The organism is Kribbella sp. NPDC049584, from assembly GCF_040675555.1.
Classification (GTDB): Bacteria; Actinomycetota; Actinomycetes; order Propionibacteriales; family Kribbellaceae; genus Kribbella.
Genome location: NZ_JBFAPF010000013.1, coordinates 114225 through 137085, shown reverse-complemented (window position 1 = coordinate 137085; position 22861 = coordinate 114225). Strand labels below are relative to the sequence as shown.

Genomic DNA, 22861 nt, shown 5'->3' with positions numbered 1-22861 from the left:
TTGAGCGAAATCGGACTGGGTGCCCAAGGGCACCCAGTCCGACGCCGCAGGGGTCAGTCAGTCGTCAGTGAAACAGCTGTCCAGCTGATGGCCGGGAGCGTGACGGTGAGTTTGCCGTCGACGAGGGTGGCCGTCTCGAGCTGTTGCGGGACCACGTGATCGGGGTCGGTGGCCGAGTTGACGGCCAGAGGATCCGCGGCATGCATGATCAGCGCTTCAGCAATGGTCGTGACGCCGGTGCGGCTGACGTCGACGGTGACCTCGATCGGGCCCTCGGTCGACCGGTTGACGGCGAAGATCGCGACCTTGCCGTCGTCGTACGTCGCGACCGCGTCGACCGCCGCTACGTCGCCGTACTTCTCGGTCGTGGTGAGCGGCGAGTCGGTCTCGACCCGCAGGACCTGGCCGGCCGCGAGCCGGGACGTGATCGCGAACGGGTGGAACGTCGGCTGCCGCCAGGCCGCGCCGCCGGGCTCGGTCATGATCGGGGCGATCACATTCGCGAGCTGGGCGAGGCAGGCGACCCCGACCCGGTCGCTGTGCCGGAGCAACGAGATCAACAGGTTGCCGACGACAACGGCATCGGTGGCGTTGTACTCGTCCTCGATCCGTCGCGGCGCCACCTCCCACTGGTCGTGGGGCCCGTCGGTACGGCGGGAGCGTTCGCCGTACCAGACGTTCCACTCGTCGAACGAGATGTCGATCTTCTTGCTGCTCTTGAGCTCCGCGCCGACGTGATCGGCGGTCGCGACGACGGACTCGATGAAGCGGTCCATGTTCACCGCGGACGCCAGGAACGAGGCAGTGTCGCCGTCGTCGTTGCCGTAGTACGCGTGGCAGGAGATGTACTCGACGAACTCGTACGTCTCCCGCAGTACGTCGCGCTCCCAGGTCCCGAACAGCGGCATCCTCGACGACGACGATCCGCACGCGACGAGCTGGAGATCCGGCTCGATCATCCGCATCGCCCGCGCGGTCTCGGCCGCGAGCCGCCCGTACTCCGTCGGCGTCTTGTGACCGACCTGCCACGGCCCGTCCAGCTCGTTGCCCAGGCACCACAGTTTGATCCCGTACGGCGATGCGCCGTGCTGCTCGCGCAGATCGGACAACGCCGTACCGCCCGGGTGGTTGGTGTACTCCAGCAGGTCGAGCGCCTCCTGGACACCCCGCGTGCCCAGGTTGAGCGCCATCATCGGCTCGACGCCGGCCTTCGCGCACCACTTGCTGAACTCGTCCAGACCGAACTCGTTGGTCTCGACGCTGTGCCAGGCCAGGTCGAGCCGGCGCGGTCGTTCCTCCCGCGGGCCGACACCGTCCTCCCAGCGGTAACCGGAGACGAAGTTGCCGCCGGGGTAACGCACCACGGACACGCCGAGCTCACGGGTCAGCTCGAGGACGTCCTTGCGGAAGCCGTCCTCGTCGGCGGTCGCGTGGCCGGGTTCGTAGATACCGGTGTAGACACACCGGCCCATGTGCTCGACGAACGTCCCGAAGGTGCGGCGGTTCACGGGCGCGATCGTGAACGCAGGGTCGATGGTCAGGTTGGCAGCGGGCACCAGGTGGCTCCTGTCATGGTTTTGCCTAGCCCTTGATCCCCGCGTCGCCCACACCGCGGACGACGTGGCGCTGGAACAGGGCGTAGACGATCAGCAACGGAAGGCCGCCCAGCACGGCCGATGCCATGATCTGGGCGTAGCGCAGGCCGTACGAGCCCTGCACGTTGGCCAGGCCGACCGGGATCGTCATCATTGACGGGTCGGTGGTCACGATGAAGGGCCAGAGGAAGTTGTTCCAGGCCCCGATGAACGTGAAGATGCCGACGGCAACCAAGATCGGCCGCGACATCGGCACCATCACGCTCCAGACGATCCGCCACCGGGACGCGCCGTCGACCCGGGCGGCGTCCTCGTAGTCGCGGGAGATGCCGTCGAAGAACTTCTTCAGCACGAACACCATCACCGGTGCGACCACCTGCGGCAGCACGATGCCCCAGTAGGTGTCGACCAGGCCGAGGCCGGTCATCTCCTGGAACAGCGGCACGATCAGCACCTGCGGCGGCACCAGGATGCCGGCGATGATGATCCCGAAGAGCACGCGCCGCCCGGGAAACGTGGTCCGGGAGAAGCCGTACGCCGCGAGGACCGAGACGAACAGCGTCAGCGCGGTCACGAGGATCGAGACGACCGTGCTGTTGAGGAACCAGCGGATCAGATCCCCTTGCTCGATGACACTCCGGTAGGCGTCGCCGGTCGGTGCCTCTGGCAACCAGGTGATCGGGGCCCGGGTGGTCTCCGGCTCCGGTTTCAGCGACGTGTCGAGAGCCCAGAGCAGCGGCACGAGCCAGAGGACCGCCAGGATGACCGCGCCGACCGCGGTCGCCGTTCCGGCGAAGGTCCAACGCGGTTTCACCGGACCGCTGCGGGCAGGCTTGGTCGCGGGTGCGGCCGACCGCCGTTCGGTCGGCATCGTCGTGGTCGTCATGCCGCCTCCCCCCGTCCGGAGAACAGTTTGAACTGGGCGACCGCGACGATCACGATGATCGCGAAGAACAGGTACGAGATCGCCGACGCGTAGCCGATCCGGTAGCTGGTGAAGCCGGATTCGTAGATGTACTGGATGATCGGCCGGGTCGCGTAGTTCGGGCCGCCGTTGGTCATCAGGTAGATCTGGTCGAAGATCTTCAACGACGCGACCAGTTGCAGTACGACGATCAGCCCGGTGGTCCGGCTCAGCAACGGCAGCGTGATCCGGAACAGCTGTTGCCGGCCGTTCGCCCCGTCGATCGCGGCCGCCTCGTAGACCTGCGCCGGAATCCCTTGCAGGGCGGCGAGATAGAGCAGGAAGTTGAACCCGACCGTCCACCAGACGGTCGTGATCACCACCGCGAGCATTGCCCGGTTCTCGGTGTTCAGCCAGTCGATCTCCGCGAATCCGCCGGCCGTCAGCAGTCCGTTCACGAGGCCGAATCCGGGCTGGTAGATCCACACCCAGATCAGCGTCACCACGGTGGCCGGCAGGACGAACGGAGCGAAGTACGAGAACCGCAGCAGCCAGCCGAGGATGCCCTTACGGTTGGCCAGCAGGGCCATGAGTAGAGCGATGATCACCAGCGGCGGCGTACTCATCGCGGTGAAGACGAGCGTGTTCTTCAGCGACGACCAGACGGCCGGGTCGCCGAACAGGTCCCGCCAGTTCTGCAGGCCGAGGAACTCGTGTTTGACGCCGGCCAGGCTCGTGTTGAAGAAGCTGTTCCAGAAGCCGGAAGCGATCGGCCAGAGCATGAACAGTGCGAACAGCAGCAGGAACGGCGCGACGAAGAACAGGCCGCCCCAGCGTTGTTTCCAATCCGGTCCTTGCATGGGCGTTCTCCTGTCAGACCGGGGACGGGGTGTCGAGGAGCTTCTGGGTGGCAGCCTTGAACTGCGCGAGCGCAGACTTGGGCGTGGCTTGACCGGTCGCGATCCCGCTGAAGGCCGCCGCGGACTCGTTCTCCAGCTGTGCTCCCGACCCGCTGAACCAGGCATCCGGGTCGTAGAACACGTTCGGAGCGACGCTGCGGTACTCCGCCTGCGGCTTGAGATCCAGGTACTCCTGGCTCTTCACCACCGGCTGGTACGCCGGGATGTGGCCGCCGGCCGCCCATTCGACGCTGTGCTTGAGCATCCAGGCGATGTACTCGACCGTCGCCTTCGTGTCGTCGGCGTTGCGGTGCGCCTGGTGCGGCAACACGAACGTGTGCGAGTCGCCCTGGAACTTCGGTACGTCGTACACGACCGGGAACGGCGCCATGCTGAACGGCAGCTTCGCGGTCTGGTACGTCGTGACCTCCCACTCGCCGTTGAAGCTCAGCCCGGCCTCGCCGTTGCTGAACTGGGCGACCATTGCCGAGTAGTTCGCCGACCGCGGCGACAGGCCTTCGCTCGCGAGTTTGGCGATCAGGTCCAGGGCCTCGAGTGCCTTGGCATCGTCGATCACCAGTTCCTTGCCGTCAGGGCTGAAGAACTTGCCTTCGAGTTGGCCGTAGAGCGTCCACCACAGCCGCCACGGGCTGGTGGTGTCGACAGAGACGGCGTACTTGCCGGTGGTCTCCTTGACCGCCCGGAGCATGTCGAGGAACGCGGTGACGCCCTTGACCGGCTTGATCTTGTTGTCCGGTCCGAGCAACCCGGCCTTCTTGCAGATCTCCAGGTTGTAGTAGAGGACGAACGGATGCTGATCCAGCGGTACGGCGTACAGCTTGCCGTCGATGACGCAGCGGTCCCAGGTCGCCGGCAGGAAGTCGGATTGGCGGACGCCGGCGTTCTCGAGCAGATCCACCGGGATCGGGTCGAGCATCGTCGTCGGGCTGAAGCCCTTCAGCCGGGACATGTGCATGGTCGCGACCTCGGGTGCGCGGCCACCGGCCGCCGACATCGCGAGCTTGGTGTAGAACGGCGGGCCCCAGGCCAGCGTGTGCGCCTGGAACGCGACGTCGGGGTGCTCGGCGACGTACTGGTCGTGGATCTGCAGCAGGCGGGCGCCGTCGCCGCCGCCGAACAGGTTCCATTCGCGGACTCTCGGCTTGGAGCCGAGAGCGCCGCAGCCGGTCAGGGTGAGAGCGCCGAGCAGACCACCAAGAACTGCTCGGCGCCCCGGTCGGAAGGGCGGGGCGTCACTGGTCATGCGGCCTCCCGGCCTGGACTGAGGAGCGGAGGGAGCGAAGCGACCGGAGCGACGAGGGAAGACCGGGAGTTACAGCCGCATGGCCCGCCTCGCCGGAGGCGTGGCATCAGTACAGTCATCTGTCCTCCAGGGCGGAGTGGAGCACGACTCCTACACCGATGTACTACATCGGTGTAGAGAGGATGCCCGAGTGCTCCGGGACCGTCAAGACTTCAGTTCGGGCCGAGGGTGGATTCCCTGGTGTGGAGTTCGTAGGGTGCGACGATCTCGTGATGCTCCGAGGCGTCGCCCGCCATCCGCTGGACCAGGAGCTCGACCGCGGTCCGGGCGATGTGAACCCGGCTCGGATCGACCGTGGTCAAGGTCGGGCTGCTGTAGCTGGCCTCGTCGATGTTGTCGAAGCCGGCGACCGCCACGTCGTCCGGGATCCGCACGCCGCGCGCGGCGAGGGCCCGGATCGCGCCGAGCGCCAAGGTGTCGTTGAGAGCGAAGACGGCGTCGAACTCTTGCCCGGTCCCGAGCAGCTCCGCCATCGCGTCCGCCCCGCTCGACCGATGCCACTTCCCGCCCGATACGGCGAGCTCCTCCGGCACGGGAACGCCGTACTCCGCCAGCGTCTCGGCGTAGGCGCCGTACCGGATGGCCGCGGTGCCGACGCGCTCCCGGGGCCGGATGCCGATCACCGCGATCCGCCGGCGGCCCTGGTCGAGGAGATGCCGTACGACGGCCTTGGTGCCCTCGACGTTGTCGATCATCACGTGGTCGACCGGGCCGTGGAAGATCCGCTCGCCGAGCAGCACCATCGGTGTGTGCGTGCGGAGCTGATCGACGTCCTCCGGGCCGAGACCGAGCGGGCTGTACAGCAGGCCGTCCACCAGGTGCCCGCGCGGCCGGGCCAGCGCGGTCAGCTCCCGTTCACGGTCGGCACCGGTGGTTTCGATCATCACCGTCAGGCCGTGCTCGCCGGCGGCCGCGATCGCCGCGTCGGCGAGCTCCGCGAAGTACGGATTGCTCAGCTCCGGTACGGCGAGGCCGATGACGCCGGTCCGCCCGGACTTCAGGTTCCGGGCGGAGATGTTCATCCGGTAGCCGAGGGCATCGATCGCCGCGAGCACCTTGGTCCGCGTCTCGGCGCGGATGTACGGATAGCCGTTCATCACGTTCGAGACCGTCTTCGGAGACACGCCGGCCTCGCGCGCGACGTCGCGCATCGTCACTGCCATGGCATCTCCCTCATGGGCAGCCACGGTAGTGCAGAGCTCACTCCTGCGCGGCCGCCTCGTCGTGCGACGGACGGCGTGGCGGGTTCGGCTGCGGGCCGGCCGACCGGCTCCCCGGGTGATCGGGGATGTCCGGCTCGTCGTCGTCGTCCAGCTCCACCCCCTCCTCACGCAGTACGTCGTCCACGGCAGGATCCATCTCGTGACCGGGATGTGGCAGACCTGGCCTGTCGAAACTCATCGCGCCCTCCCTGGCAGTTGGTTCGTGAGGCCACGATACTTGCGGATCTTCCTAAAGTAGCGGGCATGGACATTGCAGGGCTGTGGGATCCGGAGCCGGGCTGGTTGAACACCGCGTCCTACGGGCTGCCGCCCAAACCGGCGTGGGAGGCGTTGCAGGCCGCGCTCGCGGACTGGCGGGTCGGTAGGACGAGCTGGGAGCCGTGGGACGAGTCGACGACACGGGCCCGGGAGTCGTTCGCCCGGCTGATCGGGGCGGACGCCGTGGACGTCTTCGTCGGCAGCACGGTGTCCGCGGCGCTGGTGCCGATCGCGGCGGCGTTGCCGGACGGCGCGAAGGTGCTGACCGACGCCGTCGAGTTCACGTCGAACGTGTTCCCGTGGCAGGTGCACGCGGATCGCGGCATCGAGGTGATCGCCGTACCGGGCTCCGAGCTGGTGGCGGCGATCAAGCCGGGGATCGACCTGGTGGCCGTGAGCGCGGTGCAGTCCTCCACCGGCGTCGTGCTCGACCTGCCGGCGGTCATTGCCGCCAGCAAGGAGATCGGCGCGTGGGTGGTGATCGACGCGTCGCAGGCGCTCGGTTGGCTGCCGATGCGGGTCGACGGCATCGACGCGCTGATCGCGCACAGCTACAAGTGGTTGATGTCACCGCGTGGCGCGACGCTCGGGTATCTCTCGCCGCGCCTACAGGAGCGTTGCCGCCCGGTCGCCGCCGGTTGGTACGCCGCCCGCGACGTCCACAGTTCGTACTACGGACCCGTGATGGAGCTTGACCCGGGCGCGCGGCGATTCGACCAGTCGCCGGCCTGGTTCAGTTTCGTCGGCGCGGCGCCGGCGCTCGAGCTGATCGAACAGATCGGCGTCGACACGATCAACCGCCACAACCTCGACCTCGCGAACGCGTTCCGCGCCGGCCTCGGCCTGGAACCGTCGAACAGTGCGATCGTCAGCACCAGCCTCCCCGGAGCGCAGGAGGCCTTCGCGAACGCGGGCATCCGGGCGGCCGTACGGGATGGGAAGCTGCGCGCCTCGTTCCACATCTACTCGACGGATGACGACGTACAGCACGCTCTCGAGGCCCTCAAACCCCTGCTCTGAGAGCCGGTCCGGGCGTTAGGGTGCCCCATGCGTGGATTGAGTATCGGGCAGGTGGCGGAGCGGACCGGGTTGAGCGTGCACGCCCTCCGGTTCTACGAGCGTGAGGGCCTGCTGGCCGATCCGGTCCGGCGTGAGTCGAACGGCCGGCGTGTGTATACCGAGGACGACGTCGAGTGGCTCGACATGTGCATCAAGTTCCGCTCGTCCGGGATGCCGCTCGACACGATCCGCAAGTACACCGACCTGGTCCGGCAAGGCCCTGGCAACGAGCAGGACCGGCTGGCCCTGCTCCGCAGCCATCAGGATCACGTCACGTCCCAGATCCAGGACCTGACCGAGTGCCTGAACGTCATCAGCCACAAGGTCGGCGTCTACGAAGAGCACCTGGAGGCCGGCACGGCCGAGTGTCTGTGGGTGGGGCCGTCCCGGGCCGGCACTAGCGAGGCTTCCTGAGTGCTGACTCCATGGCGGTGAGCGTCGATCGCATGTTCGCCGCCAGTTCATCGAGCCGGCCCTGGATGACTTCAGCGGCGCGCTCCGGGTTCTGGGCCGCGCCCATCCGCAGGCCGCTCTCGCCGGGGCCGTGGACGAACGTCTGCCGCACGAGCGTCTCGACGCCCTGGTCCTCCAGCTCGTACTCCCAGTGCGCGAGCGGCACGTCCTCGTCGCCGTACACGTCCCAGCCGAAGCGGTACGGCGCCTCCGCGACGGTCACCGTGCAGGTCACGTAGGTCTCGAACCCGTCCCTGAAGCGGTTGCGTGCCTCGAAGCGGGCACCCTTCTCGATGCGGTCGTCGAGCCAGGCGCCGTAATAGCACTCCGGGCTCCACTCGCCGTACCGGTCGATCGCGGTGATGCCGGACCACAGCTCGCGGATCGGCAGTTTGATCAATACCTCGACGTCGGTGGTCGAGCCGGTCACTCCGTAGTCATTCATGCCCGGGACGTCGGACGCCTCTCGCCGGCCTCGACATTTACGTGATTCCCGGATCGAGGGGGAGGAGCCGGGCCGCGATCGCCTCCGCTGGACCGGGGGCGACGACGGCCAGGGCGTCGGCGACAGCAGGCCCGCGGAGCATGGCGGAGCCGCCATGGCCGATCGGTACGGCGCCGTGTGCCGTGAGCCGGACTGGGACGAGCCGGGTGCTGGTCGGGTGACAGCTGACACCGCCGGGTACGGCGATATGGCCGAGCTCGGGAAGCCGGAGGCCCCGCATGCGGGTGATGGTCGCGACGCCGAGTGTCAGGAAGGCAACGAGGGCGGCGAAGGGGTTGCCGGGCAGTCCCAGGACGAGACGTCCGTCGGCCAACCGCGCCAGCGCCTGGGGATGACCGGGGCGGCAGGCGACGCCGTCCACGACGAACTCCGCACCGAGCGAGGTGAGCGCGGGCCGCAGATGATCGGCAGGCCCCGCGGCCGACGAGCCGGAGACGAGGGTCAGGTCAGCTCGTGTCTCGCTGAGCGCCTTGGTGAGCTCGTCCAGCGAGTCCGGCAGATGCCTCACAGACGGCACGCCGGAGCCGACCAGCTGCGCGCCCGCGCGCGTGATCAGACCCGGCAACATCGGTCCGATCGCGTCCCGCACCCGCCCCGGGCCGGACGGTCCGCGGTGGACCAGTTCGTCGCCCGTCACGAGCGCGGCGACAGTTGGCTGGGGGATGACAGTCAGCCGGTTGAGCCCGAGAGTTGCCGCCAGTCCGAGCACCGCCGGGTCGACGACGACGCCGGCCGGCAGCAGTTGTTCGCCCGGCCGGCACTCCTCACCTGCTCGCCGGATGTGGCGGCCGTCCTCGGCCGGTCCCTCCAGCCGATCGCCGGTCACCACCGCGTCTTCGGAGCGCACCACGGAGGTCGTGCCGGTCGGTAGCGCCGCTCCGGTGACGATTCCGGTCGCCTGCCCGTCCGCCAACGTCCCTGGATCGGCCGCGCCGGCCTCCACATGTCCGTTCACCTGCCAAGGACCAGGGCCACGTACGGCGTACCCGTCCATCGCGGCCCGGTCCACCGGAGGGACCGCGCCCGGCGACACCAACGGCGTACCCAGGACGCAGCCGTCCGCCTCGGCCAGCCCGCGCGAAACCGCCTTGCCAGGTCGCGCCGCGGCGTGAGCCAGTACCCGGGCCAGATCCCAGGCCACGGCTGCTCGCCGGGCTCGAAGACCGCGGCCCTCGTCCTCCACACGACTACCCTCTCCAACCCACACCCGGTTGTCGAACGCATCCGGCCCGCCGGACTGTGTGGGATGGGTCACCGAGCGGCCTGGAGGCGGTGGGCAGCCAGGACTGCCGCGGGGGAGAGGTCGGTGGCACCGGACTCGGCGTGCGTGATCAGCGCCTGCTTCATCCGCGGATCCCACGTCGCCTTCATATGGTTGGCGATCACGGCCGCCGCGTCCTCGGGAGAGCGGTGCGCGAATTGGGCCGCGATCTCATTCGCCAATCGCACGTACGGCGGCACGCCGCCGCTCATCGGTTGCCTCCTGCAACGACTGGCTCGGGTACGGCGTCCGTGGCGACCGAAGCCGGGATGAGATCCACCTGGACCGCGGTGACCTTGTACTCCGGGCAGTTGGTGGCCCAGTCCGAGTTCTCCGTGGTGACGACGTTCGCCCCGCTGACCGGGTGGTGGAACGTCGTGTAGCAGACGCCGACGGGCATCCGGTCCGAGATCTTCGCCCGCAGTTCGGTCCGCCCGACGCGGCTCGACAACGCGACCAGGTCGCCGTCCGTCACGCCGCGCACCTCGGCATCGTGCGGATGGATCTCCAGCACGTCTTCGGCATGCCACGCGACGTTCGCCGTACGACGGGTCTGCGCACCGACGTTGTACTGCGAGAGGATCCGCCCGGTCGTCAGGATCAACGGGAACTTCCGGGTCGAGCGCTCGGACGTCGGCACGTACATGGTCTCCATGAACCGGCCCTTGCCGCGGGTGAATTCGTCGGCGTGCATGATCGGCGTACCGTCCGGGTGCTCGACGTTGCACGGCCACTGGATCGACCCGAGCTCGTCCAGCTTCGCGAACGAGACGCCCATGAACGTGGGCGTCGTCAGTGCGATCTCGTCCATGATCTGCGCGGCCGAGTCGTAGTGCATCGGGTATCCCATCGCCTGCGCGATCTCGCAGACGATCTCCCACTCCTGCTTCCCGGTCCGCGGCGCCATGATCGGCCGCACCCGGTTGATCCGCCGCTCGGCGTTCGTGAACGTCCCGTCCTTCTCCAGGAACGATGTTCCCGGCAACAGAACGTGGGCGAACTTCGCGGTCTCGTTGACGAACAGGTCCTGCACCACGAGCAGATCCAGCGCGCCGAGCGCCGCGAAGACGTGCTGCGTGTTCGGATCCGACTGCGCGATGTCCTCGCCCTGCACGAACAGCGCCTTGAACGATCCGTCGATCGCGGCGTCGAACATGTTCGGGATCCGCAGCCCCGGCTCGTTGAGGATCGGCGTACCCCAGAGGTGCTCGTAGATCGACCGTACGTCGTCGTCGGACACGTGCCGGTACCCGGGGAGCTCGTGCGGGAACGAACCCATGTCGCACGAACCCTGCACGTTGTTCTGGCCGCGCATCGGGTTCACGCCGACGCCGGCGCGGCCGATGTTGCCGGTCGCCATCGCGAGGTTGGCCATCCCCATCACCATCGTCGAGCCCTGGCTGTGCTCGGTGACGCCGAGACCGTAGTAGATGGCCGCGTTCCCGCCGGTCGCGTACAACCGCGCCGCGGCCCGGATCTCCTCAGCCGGTACGCCGCAGATCTCGGCGATGGCCGCGGGACTGTGCTCGGGCCGTGCGATGAACGCCTCCCACGTCTCGAAGTCCTCGCAACGGCTCGTGACGAAGTCGCGATCCACAAGTCCTTCCGTGACGATGACGTGAGCGAGCGCATTGATGATCGCGACGTTCGTCCCCGGCCTCAGCTCGAGGTGGTGCGCGGCCTCCACATGCGGCGATCGGACCAGGTCGATCCGCCGCGGGTCGATCACGATCAGCTTCGCGCCCTGGCGGATCCGCTGCTTCATCCGCGACCCGAACACCGGGTGCGCGTCGGTCGGGTTCGAACCGATCACGAGAATCACGTCGGACTCGTCGACCGACCGGAAGTCCTGCGTGCCGGCGGATTCGCCGAAGGTCTGTTTCAGCCCGTACCCGGTCGGCGAGTGACATACGCGCGCACATGTGTCGACGTTGTTGTTGCCGAAAACGGCTCGCACCATCTTCTGGACGGCGTACACCTCTTCGTTGGTCGTCCGCGACGAGGTGATCGCACCGATCGACCCCTGGCCGTACTGCGCCTGGATCTCGCGCAGCCGGCGTGCCGTGAACGCGATCGCCTCCTCCCAGGACACGGTCCGCCACTCGTCGGCAATCGTGTCGCGGACCATCGGCTCCAGCACCCGGTCAGGATGCGATGCGTACCCGAACGCGAACCGGCCTTTCACGCACGAGTGGCCCTCGTTCGCGCCGCCGTTCTTGTACGGGACCATCCGGACCAGCTCGTCACCGCGCAGCTCGGCCTTGAACGAGCACCCGACACCGCAGTACGCGCAGGTCGTCAGGACGGTCCGCGTCGGCATCCCGAGCTCGACCACCGACTTCTCCTGCAGCGTCGCGGTCGGGCACGCCTGTACGCACGCGCCGCACGACACGCAGTCCGATTCGAAGAACGGCACCCCGGCACCGGCCGCGACCTTGGAATCAAACCCACGCCCCTCGATCGTCAGCGCCAGAGTTCCTTGTACTTCGTCGCAGGCACGGACGCAGCGCGAGCAGGCGATGCACTTGGACGCCTCGAAGTCGAAGTACGGGTTGGAGGTGTCGGTCTCGAGATCCATGTGATTCGCGCCGGCTTGAACGCCTGAGCCGTAGCGGACCTCGCGCAGTCCGGTGACGCCGGCCATGTCCTGCAGTTCGCAGTCGCCGTTGGCCGAGCAGGTCAGGCAGTCGAGCGGGTGGTCGGAGATGTAGAGCTCCATCACGCCGCGGCGCAGTTTGCCGAGCCGCTCGTTCTGGGTGCGGACGTTCATGCCGTCACGGACCGGCGTCGTACATGAGGCTGGAGTGCCTTTGACTCCGTCGATCTCGACCACGCACAGCCGGCACGACCCGAACGCCTCGAGGTTGTCGGTCGCGCACAACTTCGGTACGTCGACACCGGCTTGCTTCGCGGCACGCATGACCGACGTACCCGGTGGAACCTTGACCGGCACGCCGTCGACGGTCAGCTCTATGGTTGCCGCGCCGGGGCGGGCCGGAGTACCGAAGTCTGGTTCCTTGAGCAAGGTCATGCGGTGAAGTCCTCTCCGAAGTGGCGGACGGCGCTGCGTACGGGCATCGGGGTGAGGCCGCCCATCGCGCAGAGCGAGCCGTCGGTCATCAGTTCGCACAGGTCCTCGAGGACCACCAGGTTCTTGTCCCGGTCGGTCCCGTTTGTTGCAGTCACGATCCGGTCGATGGTTTCGACGCCGCGGACCGCGCCGACGCGGCACGGCGTGCACTTGCCGCACGACTCGGCCGCGCAGAACTCGAACGCGAACCGCGCCATCGCGGCCATGTCCACGGTGTCGTCGAACACCACGATCCCGCCGTGCCCGACCATCGCGCCGGCCTGTGCGAACGCCTCGTAATCCATCGGCAGGCCGAACTGCTCGACCGGGAGATAGGCGCCCAGCGGGCCGCCGACCTGAACGGCTCGCGTCGGCCGTCCGCTGGCAGTTCCGCCGCCGAAGTCGTTCACCAGTTCGCCGAGCGTGATGCCGAACGCCGTCTCGACGATCCCGCCGTGCGCGACGTTCCCGCCCAGCTGGAAGACGCTGGTACCTCGTGATCGACCGGAGCCGTAGGCGGCGTAAGTCTTGGCCCCGTGCGCGAGGATCGTCGGGACTGTTGCCAAGGACAACACGTTGTTGACCACGGTCGGACGGCCGAAAAGCCCTTGCAAAGCAGGGATCGGAGGCTTGGCGCGGACCATGCCGCGTTTGCCCTCCAGGCTCTCGAGCATCGAGGTCTCTTCGCCGCAGATGTACGCACCCGCGCCGACCCGGACGTGCAGGTCGAAGCCGAACCCTGAGCCCAGAATGTCCGGCCCCAACCAGCCTTCCTGTTGCGCCCGCTCGATCGCTGCCTTGAGCGTCGCGACGGCGTCCGGGTACTCCGAGCGCAGGTACACGTACCCTTCCGCCGCGCCGACCGCGTACGCCGCGATCGTCATCCCCTCGATCAACGTGAACGGATCGCCCTCGATCAGCATCCGATCCGCGAACGTGCCGGAATCGCCTTCGTCCGCGTTACAACACACGAACTTGAGATCCGCCTCGGCGCCGAGCACGGTCCGCCACTTGATCCCGGTCGGAAACCCCGCGCCGCCGCGTCCGCGCAAACCCGACTCGACCACAGCCTCGACCACGTCGGCCGGCGTCATCGCGAGCGCTTGTCGTAACCCGCTCATCCCGCCATGCGCTTCGTAGTCCTCGGCCGACAACGGATCAATCACGCCGACCCGCTTGAACGTCAACCGCTCCTGCCGCCGCATCCACGGCAGTTCCTCCACCAGCCCGAGACTCTCGCCTTCGCCGGCGAGCATCCCGGCCGCGATCAGCCCATCCACATGCTCAGGAGCCACCGGTCCGTACCCGACCCGTCCCGCGGCCGTCTCCACCTCCACCAACGGCTCGAGCCACAACATCCCGCGAGATCCGGTCCGCACGACGTTCGCCCCGGTCGCCGCGATCCGCTCAGCCACCTCGTCCGCTCCCACCGAGCGAGCCGCCGAGTCGCGCGGTACATAGACCCTCATCGCATTTCCCCCAGCAGCGCATCCAGTCGAGCCGGTGTGACCCGCCCGTGCAACTTCTCACCGACCTGCACCGTCGGCCCCAGCGCACAATTCCCGAAGCAGAAGACCTCCTCGAGCGTGATACGCCCGTCGACAGAGGTCTCGCCGAATCCGCAACCGGTACGCAGCCGGGCGTAGTCAGCCAACTGGACCGCCCCCACCGCCCGACAGGCCTCCGCCTGACAGACGGCCACCGTCGTACGCCCCGGAGCGGTCCGCCTGAAGTCCTTGTAGAACGTGACCACCCCGTGCACCTCGGCCACCGACAAGTTAAGTACGTCGGCCACCACCGCAACATCGTCCTGCGCAACGTACCCGAGCTCCTCCTGCACCGCATGCAGAATCGGGATTAACGCCCCACGCATCCCCCGCAGCTCACCGGCAATCTCCCGCACTCGCTGGGCACGCCCGGGAGCCGGGACGGGGGCGGCAACCACGACCTCACTCGTCATGTATACAACATTCCGTCGCCAACGCCACCCGGTCAAAGCAATGCTGCCTATCGCGCGATAGGCAGCAGCTATCACGTCGTGCAGTACGCCGGTCCGTAGAGCGCGGCGGGGTGGCCTTCGGTGTAGGCCCAGTAGCGGTCGCCGTAGGACCAGTGCCACCACTCGGTGGGGTAGTTGACGAGGCCGGCGGCGGTCAGTACGTCGGCCAGCAGGGCGCGGTTCGTGCGGGCCTCGCGGCTGATGTTGGGGGCCGCGAAGAAGCAGGCGCCGTTGCTCTCTTCGGGGGTGGCGTCGATCGAGGTGCCCAGGTCGAGCGGGCCATGGGCGCCGACCAGGGTGAGATCGACTGCTGCGCCGGCCACGTGCGGCGCGACCTCGATCGGTGAGACGAACCGACTGGCAAGCACGTGCACGTCGTGGTCGGAGATGCCGGGATGGAGCCGTTCCAGCTCGGCGCGGTAGCGGTCGTAGATCTCCTGCTGGCTCTCGACCGGGCGGAGTCCTTCGACGACGTGCAACGGGATCCCCACCGGCAGGAACGTGTCGGCCAGCGCGAGTCGGTCCGCGACACTCTCCCGCGCGAATTGCCGACCGGTCGTCGCCACATCCCGCGAGAACAGCTCGACCAGCGGTTCGCCGTTCTCGATCGCCGGGATGCTCGTGATCCGGTCGTCGCTCAGTAATACGGTCATCCGCGCGCCACCGCCGTACGGATCAGCGTGTCGACGACCTCGGCGTACGACAGCCCGGCCGCGGCCCACATCCGCGGGAACTGCGACGCCGGCGTGAATCCGGGGAAGGTGTTGATCTCGTTGACCACCGGGTCTCCCTCGCTCGGCACGAAGAAGTCCACCCGGGCAAGCCCCGCACACCCGAGGACCTCGAAGACGTCGATCGCCGTACGCCGCAACCGCTCGGCGAGCTCGGGATCCAGCGGCGCCGGTACGACGAATCGCGTCGCGGCGCTCTCGTACTTCGCCGTCGCGTCGAAGAACGGTTGCCGCGGGTCGGGGTGGATCTCCAACGCCGGCGCGGTCTCGATCCGCCCGTCCGGGAACTCCAGCACCGCCAGATCGATCTCGCGGCCGACCATCTCGCGCTCCACGAGCACCTGCGGATCGAGTACTGCGGCGTCCGCGATCGCGACGAGCAGCGTCGGAAGGTCCGTTGCCCTGGACACCCCAAAACTCGATCCTCCGTTGCCCGGCTTCACGAACAATGGGAAGTCCAGCCCGGCCGCCTTCACCTTCTGAAGACCTGCTTCGGTGTCGGTCAACTCGGCCCCGCGAAGTGTGACGCCCGGAGTGACCGGGATTCCGTGCGCTCGCAGGACCGCCTTGGTCAGATGCTTGTCCAGACCGACAGCGCTCGCGGCGATACCGCTGCCGACGTACGGAATGTGCAGCTGTTCGAGAAACCCTTGCAGCCGGCCGTCCTCGCCGCCTTCACCGTGCAACGCCGGGATGGTGACGTCGCACGCCTGCAGGATCTCGATCGCCTCGTGTTGCCCGTCCACCCAGTTGCCATCAGCATCGATCACCATCGGGATCGCCATATGGCCGAGGATTTCGACCGCCTTCACGATCCCTTTGCCGCTGGCAAGCGAAACCTGATGCTCCGGACTCGCCCCGCCCATCACGACCGCGATCTTCATCGGTTGCCCTCCTCATAGCGACGAGGCACCCGCGATCCGATGCCGCAGTAGATCTCGTGCGGGATGGTGCCCGCCCAGCCGGCCCAATCGGAGGCGGCCGGTTCGCCGGCGGATCCGTCGCCGAAGATCGTGACCGGTTCACCCGGCTCGACCGCGATATCACCGGCATCGACGACGAACTGGTCCATCGCGATCCGCCCGATCACCGGCATCCGTACGCCGTGGCACTGCACACTCGCCTGCCGTACTCGCGGGATGCCGTCTGCGTACCCGATCGGGACGAGTCCGATCGTGGTGTCCCGCTCCGCCACGAAGTCGTGCCCGTACGAAACCCCCTCGCCCGCGCGGATCCGCCGTACCTGAGCCAGCTTGCTCACCAGCCGCATCGCCGGCCGCAGCCCGAGGCCGACTTCGTCGATCCCGTACAGGCCGGCGCCGATCCGGACCAGGTTGCAATCCGGCGCGTCGAGCGTGATCGCGCCGGCCGAATTCGCGAGATGTACGACGCTGGGGCGTAGGCCCGCCCGGTGCGCTAGACCCACCCCGGTCCGCAGGAGCTGCAACTGCCGCGTGCTCTGCACGGCGTCGGCGGAATCGCCGTGCGAGAGATGCGACCAGATCCCGCGGACCGTGACGGCGCCGAGCGCCTCGTAGTGCGCCGCCGTTCGGGTGAGCTCGATCCACTGGTCAGGTGCACTGCCGGCCCGGTGGAGACCGGTGTCCAGCTTGAGGTGCACAGACTGGACGGATGGGATGGAGACGACCCGCTGCAACTCGGCGACGGTCGAGACGCTGACGTCCACGTCCATATCGCCGAGCAGCATCAGTTCCGCGGCGTCGTACAACCACGTCAGGATCGGTACGGTCAGCCCGGCCGCGCGCAGCTGCAATGCCTCGTCGGCGTGTGCGACGCCGAGCCAGGTCGCCCCGGCCTCGACCGCCGCGCGAGCCACCGGTACGGCACCGTGGCCGAAGGCGTCGGCCTTGACCACGGCCAGGACGTCCTGCGGCACTCGCTGCCGGAACGTCCGGACATTGTCGCGAATGGCGGACAGGTCGACGACGGCCTCCGACAATCCGGCGATCCCACGTGGCGCCGGGCGGTGGCGGGACTGAACCAGGAACATGTCAGTCATTGTTGTTTCCGGCAACGATCCGCTTCATCGGAGCGCGGACGGATCTGCGCAGCCGCTGTCTACGACCCTGGTATGACCGGCCTCCTCCACATGAATGAACTTGTCCCGGTGACCGAACTTTCCGGGGGATACTGGTGGAGTGGAGGCCACCGATCACCTGAAGGCGTCGCTGTCCGCGGCGATCGCGCTGGCGAACACCTTCGGATCCGACCCGCGCCAGGGCCGTCCGGCGACGACTCCCGGCGCCGAAGCGGTCAGTGCCGCGCTCCGGCTGACGACCAACCGCGTGCCGGAGATCGACGCCGCCGATTACGCGGCCGGCGCCAAGATCTTGTACGACGCTTTGCGCCTCCTGCCGGACGTGGACGGTGCCGTCGACCTGGTCAACAGGCTGCTCCGCGAGACCAAGGCAGCGCCGCAACTTGTGCGCCGCGACGGCGCACCGTGGCACCTGCACTTCGGCAGCGCGGACGAGGCCGCCGGCTGGCTGGCCGAACTCGCTACCGCGGTCGCGATGCTCCTCGGCAGCGACGAGGTCGAGCGCCTGCGACGCTGCGAGGCCACTCGCTGTGAAGACGTATTCCTCGACTCGACCCGCAACCGCACGCAGCGGTTCTGCTCAACGGCCTGTCAGAACCGCACCAAGGTCGCCGCTCACCGCGCGCGTGTCTCCTGACGCCGTCACCATGGTTGCCTCGGGCAACCAGCCGAGCTTGCGGTAGAGGTGGAACCCGTCGGTGGTCGCCATCAGCAAACCGGTCCTCGCGCCGCGCTCGAGTGCCCGCCGGCTCAACGCACCCATGACGATGCTGCCGAGGCCGCGCCGCCGGTACGCCGGGTCGGTCTGGATGTCATGCATCACTGCATCGTCGCCCACGATCGCCACCATGCCGTGGGCCGCGACCGCGCCGTCGATCAGCACCCGCGCGTACTCCAGCGGACCCACCGACTCGCACTCCGCGGCCGCCAAGGAGTGTTCGTGTAGGTCGATCGACATCAGCGTCTTCTGCTCCTCGAACGGCCGCGCCCCCGCGGCCGCGAGTCGACGCGCGATGCCGTTGCCGTCGTGTGTGGTAACAGTCAGCCAGGTGTCTGGGGTGAGCCCCCGGACGAGCCGATCCACCGTCTCGGGGTCGTCGCTGCGCGCGAACAATTCCCGCTCGCGGCCGGGCAAACGCAGTACGGCGGCGTAGGCGTCGTCGTACTCGATCACCGGCTCCAGCCCGCGGCACAGCCGCCAGCCCTCCACCCATCGCCTCACGAGGTCCATGGCCGTGAGTGTAACTGTTTATCGTGGATTAGTCAGTTACGTCGTTCCGAGGACGAAGGTCTGGATCGCGACGACAGCGGCGCCGCGGGCCCACTCGCTGAAGTCGGCAGGCTGCAGGACCATCGGCAGCTCCGCGGCCGACGGGTGCCGGTCGGCGTGCAGGCCGGCCAACAGGTCGTCGTGGGCGACCTCGGCCAGCCGGACGCCCTCGCCGCCGAGGACGACGAGTTCGGGCATCGTGAAGTTCGCCGCGGCTGCGATCAGCTTGCCGAGAGCGCGGCCGGCGCGGCTGATCACCTCGCGCGCGGCGGGATCACCTTTCGCGGCGAGATCGAGCGCCTCGTCGTATCCGACCGGCCGGCCGATCGCCGTACCGACCTGGTCGGTGATGGCACCCACGGTCAGCAGGCTGAGCGCGCAGCCACGGTGACCGCGGTCGCAGCGCGGGCCGTCCGGGATGAGCGGGTGATGACCGATCAGGCCGATGGTGACGTCGGGGCTGTCGACGACCTGGTTGTGGACGACGAGCCCATACCCGACGCCGGCGCCGATCGTGACCAGGACGAAGCGGTCGGAGTTGCGGCCGGCGCCGAACCAGTGCGTGGCCTCGGTCAGCGAGGTCAGGTCGTTCGCGACCACGATCGGGACGCTGGTGTGCGCCGAGAGGATCTCGCCGAACGGCACGTCGACCCAGTTGAGGTACGGGCCCCAACGGACCTCGGATCCGTCGGCGACGCGACCGCCGAGCGAGACGCCGAGCCCGGTGATCGCAGTACCGCCCGGAACCTGGACCTCCAGCTCGTCCAGGAGCTCGAGGACCAGATCGGCCACCGCAGACGGGGTCGGGTCGGTGAGCGGACGCTCGACGCTCGCGATCACGTCCGCGCGCAGCGTCGTGAGTACGCCGATCGCTGAGTCGCCGGTGAGCTTGATGCCGACGAAATGGTGCGCGTTCGCGTCGAGATCGAGCGGTTGCGACGGGCGGCCGACCCTGGCGTCGGTGGGACCGCCTTCGACCTCGACGAGCAGGCCCGACTCGACCATCGGCTTCGTCAGGCGGGTCAGGCTGCCGGGGGACAGGCCGACGCGGCGGGAGAGCTCGGCGCGCGACAACGGCCCGTCCAGCAGGATCTCCAGCGCTACCTGCCGTGACGGGCCGGACAACGGCTGCCAGGCACCCACTCGGTCAGGGTAACCGGGGAATCAGCCGGACGAGTCGATGGCGCTAGGGGTGAGGACGCCGGGACGTGACCCGGTCCGCGGTTCTGGCCGCACAAATCCCGGCGTCAAGCTCACCCAATGACAGACAGATGTCCACACCACTCGGATCGAGTGAACACCGTGCAGGCGCAGTACCCAACTCTCATCGAAGTATGCAACGGATTTCGCGCCGTGGAGCCTGGACAACGGTGTCAGATTGTGCCCCGCCCGTCAGCGCGGGAGCTTCCGGGTGTCGATCAGGTGCTGGGCGACGTCGCGGAGCTTGGTATTGGTGTCTTGCGAGTACCGCTTGAGGATCGCGAAGGCCCGATCGTCGTCCACGTCGAAGCGCTCCATCAGGATGCCCATCGCCTGGCCGACCAGCTTCCGCGCGTCGACCGCCTGCGCCATCGTCTCCTCGTGCCGCGCGGACGCCACCGCGACCGACGCGTGCCGCGCGAGGATGTGCGCGATCGCCTCGTCGTCCGGGGTGAACGCGTCCGGGAACGGGCTGTACAACCCCAGCACGCCGACGGTCTGTCGCGTTGCGTCACCGGTCGCGAGCGGTACGTCGAGAACGCTGCGTACTCCGAGCGCCGACACCTTCGCCGCCCACTCGGGCCAACGGTCGTCGGTATCGGTGTCGCGGATCAGGATCGGCGTACGCTCGCGGAGCGCGGTGACCAGCGGACCGTTGTCGGTGTCGATCTGCAGCTGGTACACATCCGCGACCACCGGGTCGGTGACCGCGGCGACTTCCGCCCGCGAACCACGGGTGTACAGGGTCACGCCCGCGTACGTGCAGTTAAGAGCCTGTAACGCAAACTGCACAACAGCATCGATGGTCTCCTCGACACCAGGCGCATCGTGCAACTCGATCGCCAGCCGGGCAAACGTATCCGCCGACGTAGCGAGGTCAGGCTCTGTCACAGGGGCTCCAGGGCATGGTCGTGCAATAGGCACGGTAATCATGCAGCCCCCAGCCCCCCAAGCGTTAGCCACTCCACCGAAACGAGACCATGCATGAAATCCAAGCAGATTGTTGCAGACCCCCGGGCACCGCGGCGAAGACCCCCGCGGTGCTCCGCGCGACGGAGGAGGCGCGCGTAGCGCCGCGATGGGATCTTCCCGGCTGGTCGACTTATTTGCTGGTGGGGCTGGTTACAGTTTGGCGTGTGGCGGACTTGACTGGTCTGTTGAGTGGGCGGACTAACTGGCGGCGGGAGGTTGCCGCGCCGATGCGGTCCTTTCTTCGGACCGAGGCGGGCAGTTCCGGGGTACTCGCGGCGGCGATCGTTCTCGCGCTGCTGTGGGCGAACCTGTTCCCGGGCATGTACGACGACCTCTGGCGCACCCATCTCTCGATCGGTCTCGGGGACCGCGTACTCAGCCTGGATCTCCGGGAGTGGATCAACAGCGGGCTGATGACGCTGTTCTTCCTGGTGGTCGGGCTGGAGGCGCGTCGCGAGTTCGATCTCGGTGACCTCCGCGACCGGACCCGGTTCATCCTGCCGATGCTCGCCGGGATCGCCGGCATGGTCGCGCCCGTGCTGATCTATCTCGCCTTCAACGCCGGCGGCCCGGGCGCGCACGGTTGGGGTGTCGCGATGTCCACCGACACCGCGCTCGCCCTCGGTCTGCTCGCGCTCGTCGGTCGCGGCGTACCGGATCGCGTGCGCGTGTTCCTGCTGACCGTCTTCGTCGTCGACGACCTGCTCGCACTGGTCGTCATCGCGGTCGTCTACAGCGAGGACATCCAGCTGATGCCGCTCGTGCTGGCGATCATCGCGTTCGCCGTCGTGCTGACCCTCTCGCTGTTCCACGTCCGCAAAACCTGGCTGTACGCCGTGCTTGGCGTGCTCATGTGGGCCGCCCTGCTCAAGTCCGGTGTCGACCCGGTCGTCGCCGGACTGGCGATCGGCCTGACCGCCCCGGCGTACTCCCCCGGAAGAGAAGAGCTCGAGCAGGCGACCGGCCTGTTCCGCCTGTTCCGCGAGCAGCCGACGCCGGAGCTCGCACGCTCCGCGACCGTCGGCCTGACCACGACGATCTCGCCGAACGAGCGCCTCCAGTACCTCTACCACCCGTGGACCAGCTATCTGATCGTGCCGCTCTTCGGCCTCGCGAACGCCGGCGTGACGATCGACATGGCGTTCCTCGGGCGAGCGTTCACGTCGCCGATCACGCTCGGCATCCTGCTGGGGTACGTGGTCGGCAAACCGGTCGCGGTGACGTCGGTGTCGTGGCTGCTGGAGCGTCTGAGCGCCGGCCGGATCCGGGCGGGCGTCGGCTGGGCCGCGGTGCTCGGCAGCGGGACGATCGCCGGGATCGGGTTCACCGTCTCGTTGCTGATCGCAACGATCGCGTTCGACGGACCGCAGCTCGCCGAGGCGAAGGTCGGTCTGCTGTCGGCGGTGGTGATCGCGTCGGCGCTCACCTGGGTGGTGTTCCGCGCGGCCAAGCTGCTCTCCCCGCCGAAGAAGGCGTACGCCCTGCTCGGCAACGCGGAGCAGCTGCAAGACCTGAGCGACCCGGTCGATCCGGAGCGTGACCACATCCGCGGTCCGAAGAACGCCTCGGTGACGCTGGTCGAGTACGGCGACTTCGAATGCCCGTACTGCGGCCGGGCCGAGCCGATCGTCCGCGCCATCATGCAGGACGACGACCTCCGATTCGTCTGGCGGCACCTTCCGCTGTCCGACGTACACCCCAGGGCCCAGATCGCCGCCGAGGTGTCGGAGGCGGCGGCCGCGCAGGGCGCGTTCTGGGAGATGCACGACCTGCTCCTCGCGAACCAGGACCACCTGCAGCCGGCCGACCTGATCCGGTACGCCGAGCAGCTCGGCCTCGACGCGGACAGGCTGCACGACGACGTGAAGCGGCACGTGGCCGCGGCCCGGGTCGCGCAGGATGTCGAGTCCGCCGACACCAGCGGCGTGTCCGGTACGCCGACGTTCTTCGTGAACGGTCAGCGGCACTACGGCGCGTACGACGTGGAGTCGCTCAAGGCGGCGATCAAGGTGGCTCGCGCGCGGGCCAAGATCACCCAACGCCATGGCTGAATTTTGATGCACTAGGGCATTTCTGCCA

At 68.1% G+C, this 22861-nt stretch carries 22 protein-coding genes; 4 read left to right on the top strand and 18 right to left on the bottom strand.

The genetic code is table 11. The features are described 5' to 3' along the window. Window positions 1–53: 53 nt before the first annotated feature. The 6 genes from AB0J62_RS34860 to AB0J62_RS34835 form a co-directional block, all read right to left on the bottom strand. On the bottom strand, window positions 54–1556 hold the full coding sequence (locus tag AB0J62_RS34860; RefSeq protein ID WP_363880635.1) for an alpha-N-arabinofuranosidase: 1503 nt from the start codon (window positions 1554–1556) through the stop codon (window positions 54–56). Window positions 1557–1581: 25 nt separating this feature from the next. Further along, complete coding sequence (locus AB0J62_RS34855) at window positions 1582–2481, bottom strand: carbohydrate ABC transporter permease (RefSeq protein ID WP_363880632.1); 900 nt, start codon at window positions 2479–2481, stop codon at window positions 1582–1584. Next, a complete protein-coding gene (locus tag AB0J62_RS34850; RefSeq protein ID WP_202871793.1) occupies window positions 2478–3359 on the bottom strand; it encodes a sugar ABC transporter permease in 882 nt (293 codons plus the stop codon). The genes AB0J62_RS34855 and AB0J62_RS34850 overlap by 4 nt, the downstream gene beginning before the upstream one ends. Before the next feature lie 13 nt (window positions 3360–3372). Then, the gene (locus tag AB0J62_RS34845; protein ID WP_363880627.1) at window positions 3373–4662 is read right to left on the bottom strand and encodes an extracellular solute-binding protein; all 1290 of its coding nucleotides are present in this window, start codon (window positions 4660–4662) and stop codon (window positions 3373–3375) included. A 212-nt stretch (window positions 4663–4874) separates the two neighbouring features. After that, complete coding sequence (locus AB0J62_RS34840; protein WP_363880624.1) at window positions 4875–5885, bottom strand: LacI family DNA-binding transcriptional regulator; 1011 nt, start codon at window positions 5883–5885, stop codon at window positions 4875–4877. A gap of 37 nt (window positions 5886–5922) precedes the next feature. Further along, window positions 5923–6123: a hypothetical protein gene (locus AB0J62_RS34835; RefSeq protein ID WP_363880621.1), complete on the bottom strand. Its 201-nt coding sequence runs from the start codon at window positions 6121–6123 to the stop codon at window positions 5923–5925. A 65-nt stretch (window positions 6124–6188) separates the two neighbouring features. Here AB0J62_RS34835 and AB0J62_RS34830 point away from each other — a divergent pair, with 65 nt between their 5' ends. After that, window positions 6189–7223, top strand: coding sequence for an aminotransferase class V-fold PLP-dependent enzyme (locus AB0J62_RS34830; protein ID WP_363880618.1), 1035 nt, complete (start codon window positions 6189–6191; stop codon window positions 7221–7223). Window positions 7224–7250: 27 nt separating this feature from the next. After that, window positions 7251–7676 (top strand): MerR family transcriptional regulator, encoded by a 426-nt coding sequence (locus tag AB0J62_RS34825; protein WP_363880615.1) that lies wholly within the window; start codon window positions 7251–7253, stop codon window positions 7674–7676. Here AB0J62_RS34825 and AB0J62_RS34820 read toward each other — a convergent pair. The 9 genes from AB0J62_RS34820 to alr all read right to left on the bottom strand — a co-directional run bounded on the left by AB0J62_RS34820 (window position 7660) and on the right by alr (window position 17292). Then, window positions 7660–8160, bottom strand: a complete 501-nt coding sequence (locus AB0J62_RS34820; protein WP_363880612.1) for an SRPBCC family protein — start codon at window positions 8158–8160, stop codon at window positions 7660–7662. The two genes, AB0J62_RS34825 and AB0J62_RS34820, sit on opposite strands and share 17 nt — an antisense overlap. A 37-nt stretch (window positions 8161–8197) precedes the next feature. Continuing rightward, window positions 8198–9403, bottom strand: coding sequence for a molybdopterin molybdotransferase MoeA (locus tag AB0J62_RS34815; RefSeq protein ID WP_363880609.1), 1206 nt, complete (start codon window positions 9401–9403; stop codon window positions 8198–8200). A 68-nt stretch (window positions 9404–9471) separates the two neighbouring features. Continuing rightward, the gene (locus AB0J62_RS34810) at window positions 9472–9693 is read right to left on the bottom strand and encodes a formate dehydrogenase subunit delta (protein WP_363880606.1); all 222 of its coding nucleotides are present in this window, start codon (window positions 9691–9693) and stop codon (window positions 9472–9474) included. Continuing rightward, window positions 9690–12512: a formate dehydrogenase subunit alpha gene (fdhF, locus tag AB0J62_RS34805; RefSeq protein ID WP_363880603.1), complete on the bottom strand. Its 2823-nt coding sequence runs from the start codon at window positions 12510–12512 to the stop codon at window positions 9690–9692. Before fdhF ends, AB0J62_RS34810 begins: the two co-directional genes overlap by 4 nt. Then, the gene (locus AB0J62_RS34800; protein ID WP_363880600.1) at window positions 12509–14020 is read right to left on the bottom strand and encodes an NADH-ubiquinone oxidoreductase-F iron-sulfur binding region domain-containing protein; all 1512 of its coding nucleotides are present in this window, start codon (window positions 14018–14020) and stop codon (window positions 12509–12511) included. The genes fdhF and AB0J62_RS34800 overlap by 4 nt, the downstream gene beginning before the upstream one ends. Next, window positions 14017–14511 (bottom strand): NAD(P)H-dependent oxidoreductase subunit E, encoded by a 495-nt coding sequence (locus AB0J62_RS34795; protein ID WP_363880597.1) that lies wholly within the window; start codon window positions 14509–14511, stop codon window positions 14017–14019. The genes AB0J62_RS34800 and AB0J62_RS34795 overlap by 4 nt, the downstream gene beginning before the upstream one ends. 71 nt (window positions 14512–14582) lie before the next feature. Next, the gene (locus AB0J62_RS34790) at window positions 14583–15203 is read right to left on the bottom strand and encodes a M15 family metallopeptidase (protein WP_363880594.1); all 621 of its coding nucleotides are present in this window, start codon (window positions 15201–15203) and stop codon (window positions 14583–14585) included. Beyond that, entirely contained in the window at window positions 15200–16165 is a 966-nt protein-coding gene (locus AB0J62_RS34785; protein ID WP_363880591.1) for a D-alanine--D-alanine ligase family protein, read from the bottom strand. Before AB0J62_RS34785 ends, AB0J62_RS34790 begins: the two co-directional genes overlap by 4 nt. Continuing rightward, the gene (alr, locus tag AB0J62_RS34780; RefSeq protein ID WP_363880588.1) at window positions 16162–17292 is read right to left on the bottom strand and encodes an alanine racemase; all 1131 of its coding nucleotides are present in this window, start codon (window positions 17290–17292) and stop codon (window positions 16162–16164) included. Before alr ends, AB0J62_RS34785 begins: the two co-directional genes overlap by 4 nt. A gap of 148 nt (window positions 17293–17440) precedes the next feature. Here alr and AB0J62_RS34775 point away from each other — a divergent pair, with 148 nt between their 5' ends. Continuing rightward, window positions 17441–17977 carry a CGNR zinc finger domain-containing protein gene (locus tag AB0J62_RS34775; protein ID WP_363880585.1) on the top strand — a complete coding sequence of 179 codons (537 nt, stop codon included), beginning with the start codon at window positions 17441–17443 and terminating at the stop codon, window positions 17975–17977. Here AB0J62_RS34775 and AB0J62_RS34770 read toward each other — a convergent pair. The 3 genes from AB0J62_RS34770 to AB0J62_RS34760 form a co-directional block, all read right to left on the bottom strand. Next, complete coding sequence (locus AB0J62_RS34770; RefSeq protein WP_363880582.1) at window positions 17921–18571, bottom strand: GNAT family N-acetyltransferase; 651 nt, start codon at window positions 18569–18571, stop codon at window positions 17921–17923. The two genes, AB0J62_RS34775 and AB0J62_RS34770, sit on opposite strands and share 57 nt — an antisense overlap. Window positions 18572–18607: 36 nt before the next feature. Beyond that, a complete protein-coding gene (locus tag AB0J62_RS34765; RefSeq protein WP_363880579.1) occupies window positions 18608–19753 on the bottom strand; it encodes an ROK family transcriptional regulator in 1146 nt (381 codons plus the stop codon). Between the two features lie 249 nt (window positions 19754–20002). After that, window positions 20003–20701, bottom strand: a complete 699-nt coding sequence (locus AB0J62_RS34760) for a GAF and ANTAR domain-containing protein (RefSeq protein WP_363880576.1) — start codon at window positions 20699–20701, stop codon at window positions 20003–20005. Window positions 20702–20946: 245 nt separating this feature from the next. On the opposite strand from AB0J62_RS34760, the gene nhaA reads away from it, so the two are divergent. Next, window positions 20947–22833: a Na+/H+ antiporter NhaA gene (gene nhaA / locus AB0J62_RS34755; protein ID WP_363880573.1), complete on the top strand. Its 1887-nt coding sequence runs from the start codon at window positions 20947–20949 to the stop codon at window positions 22831–22833. Window positions 22834–22861 lie beyond the last annotated feature (28 nt).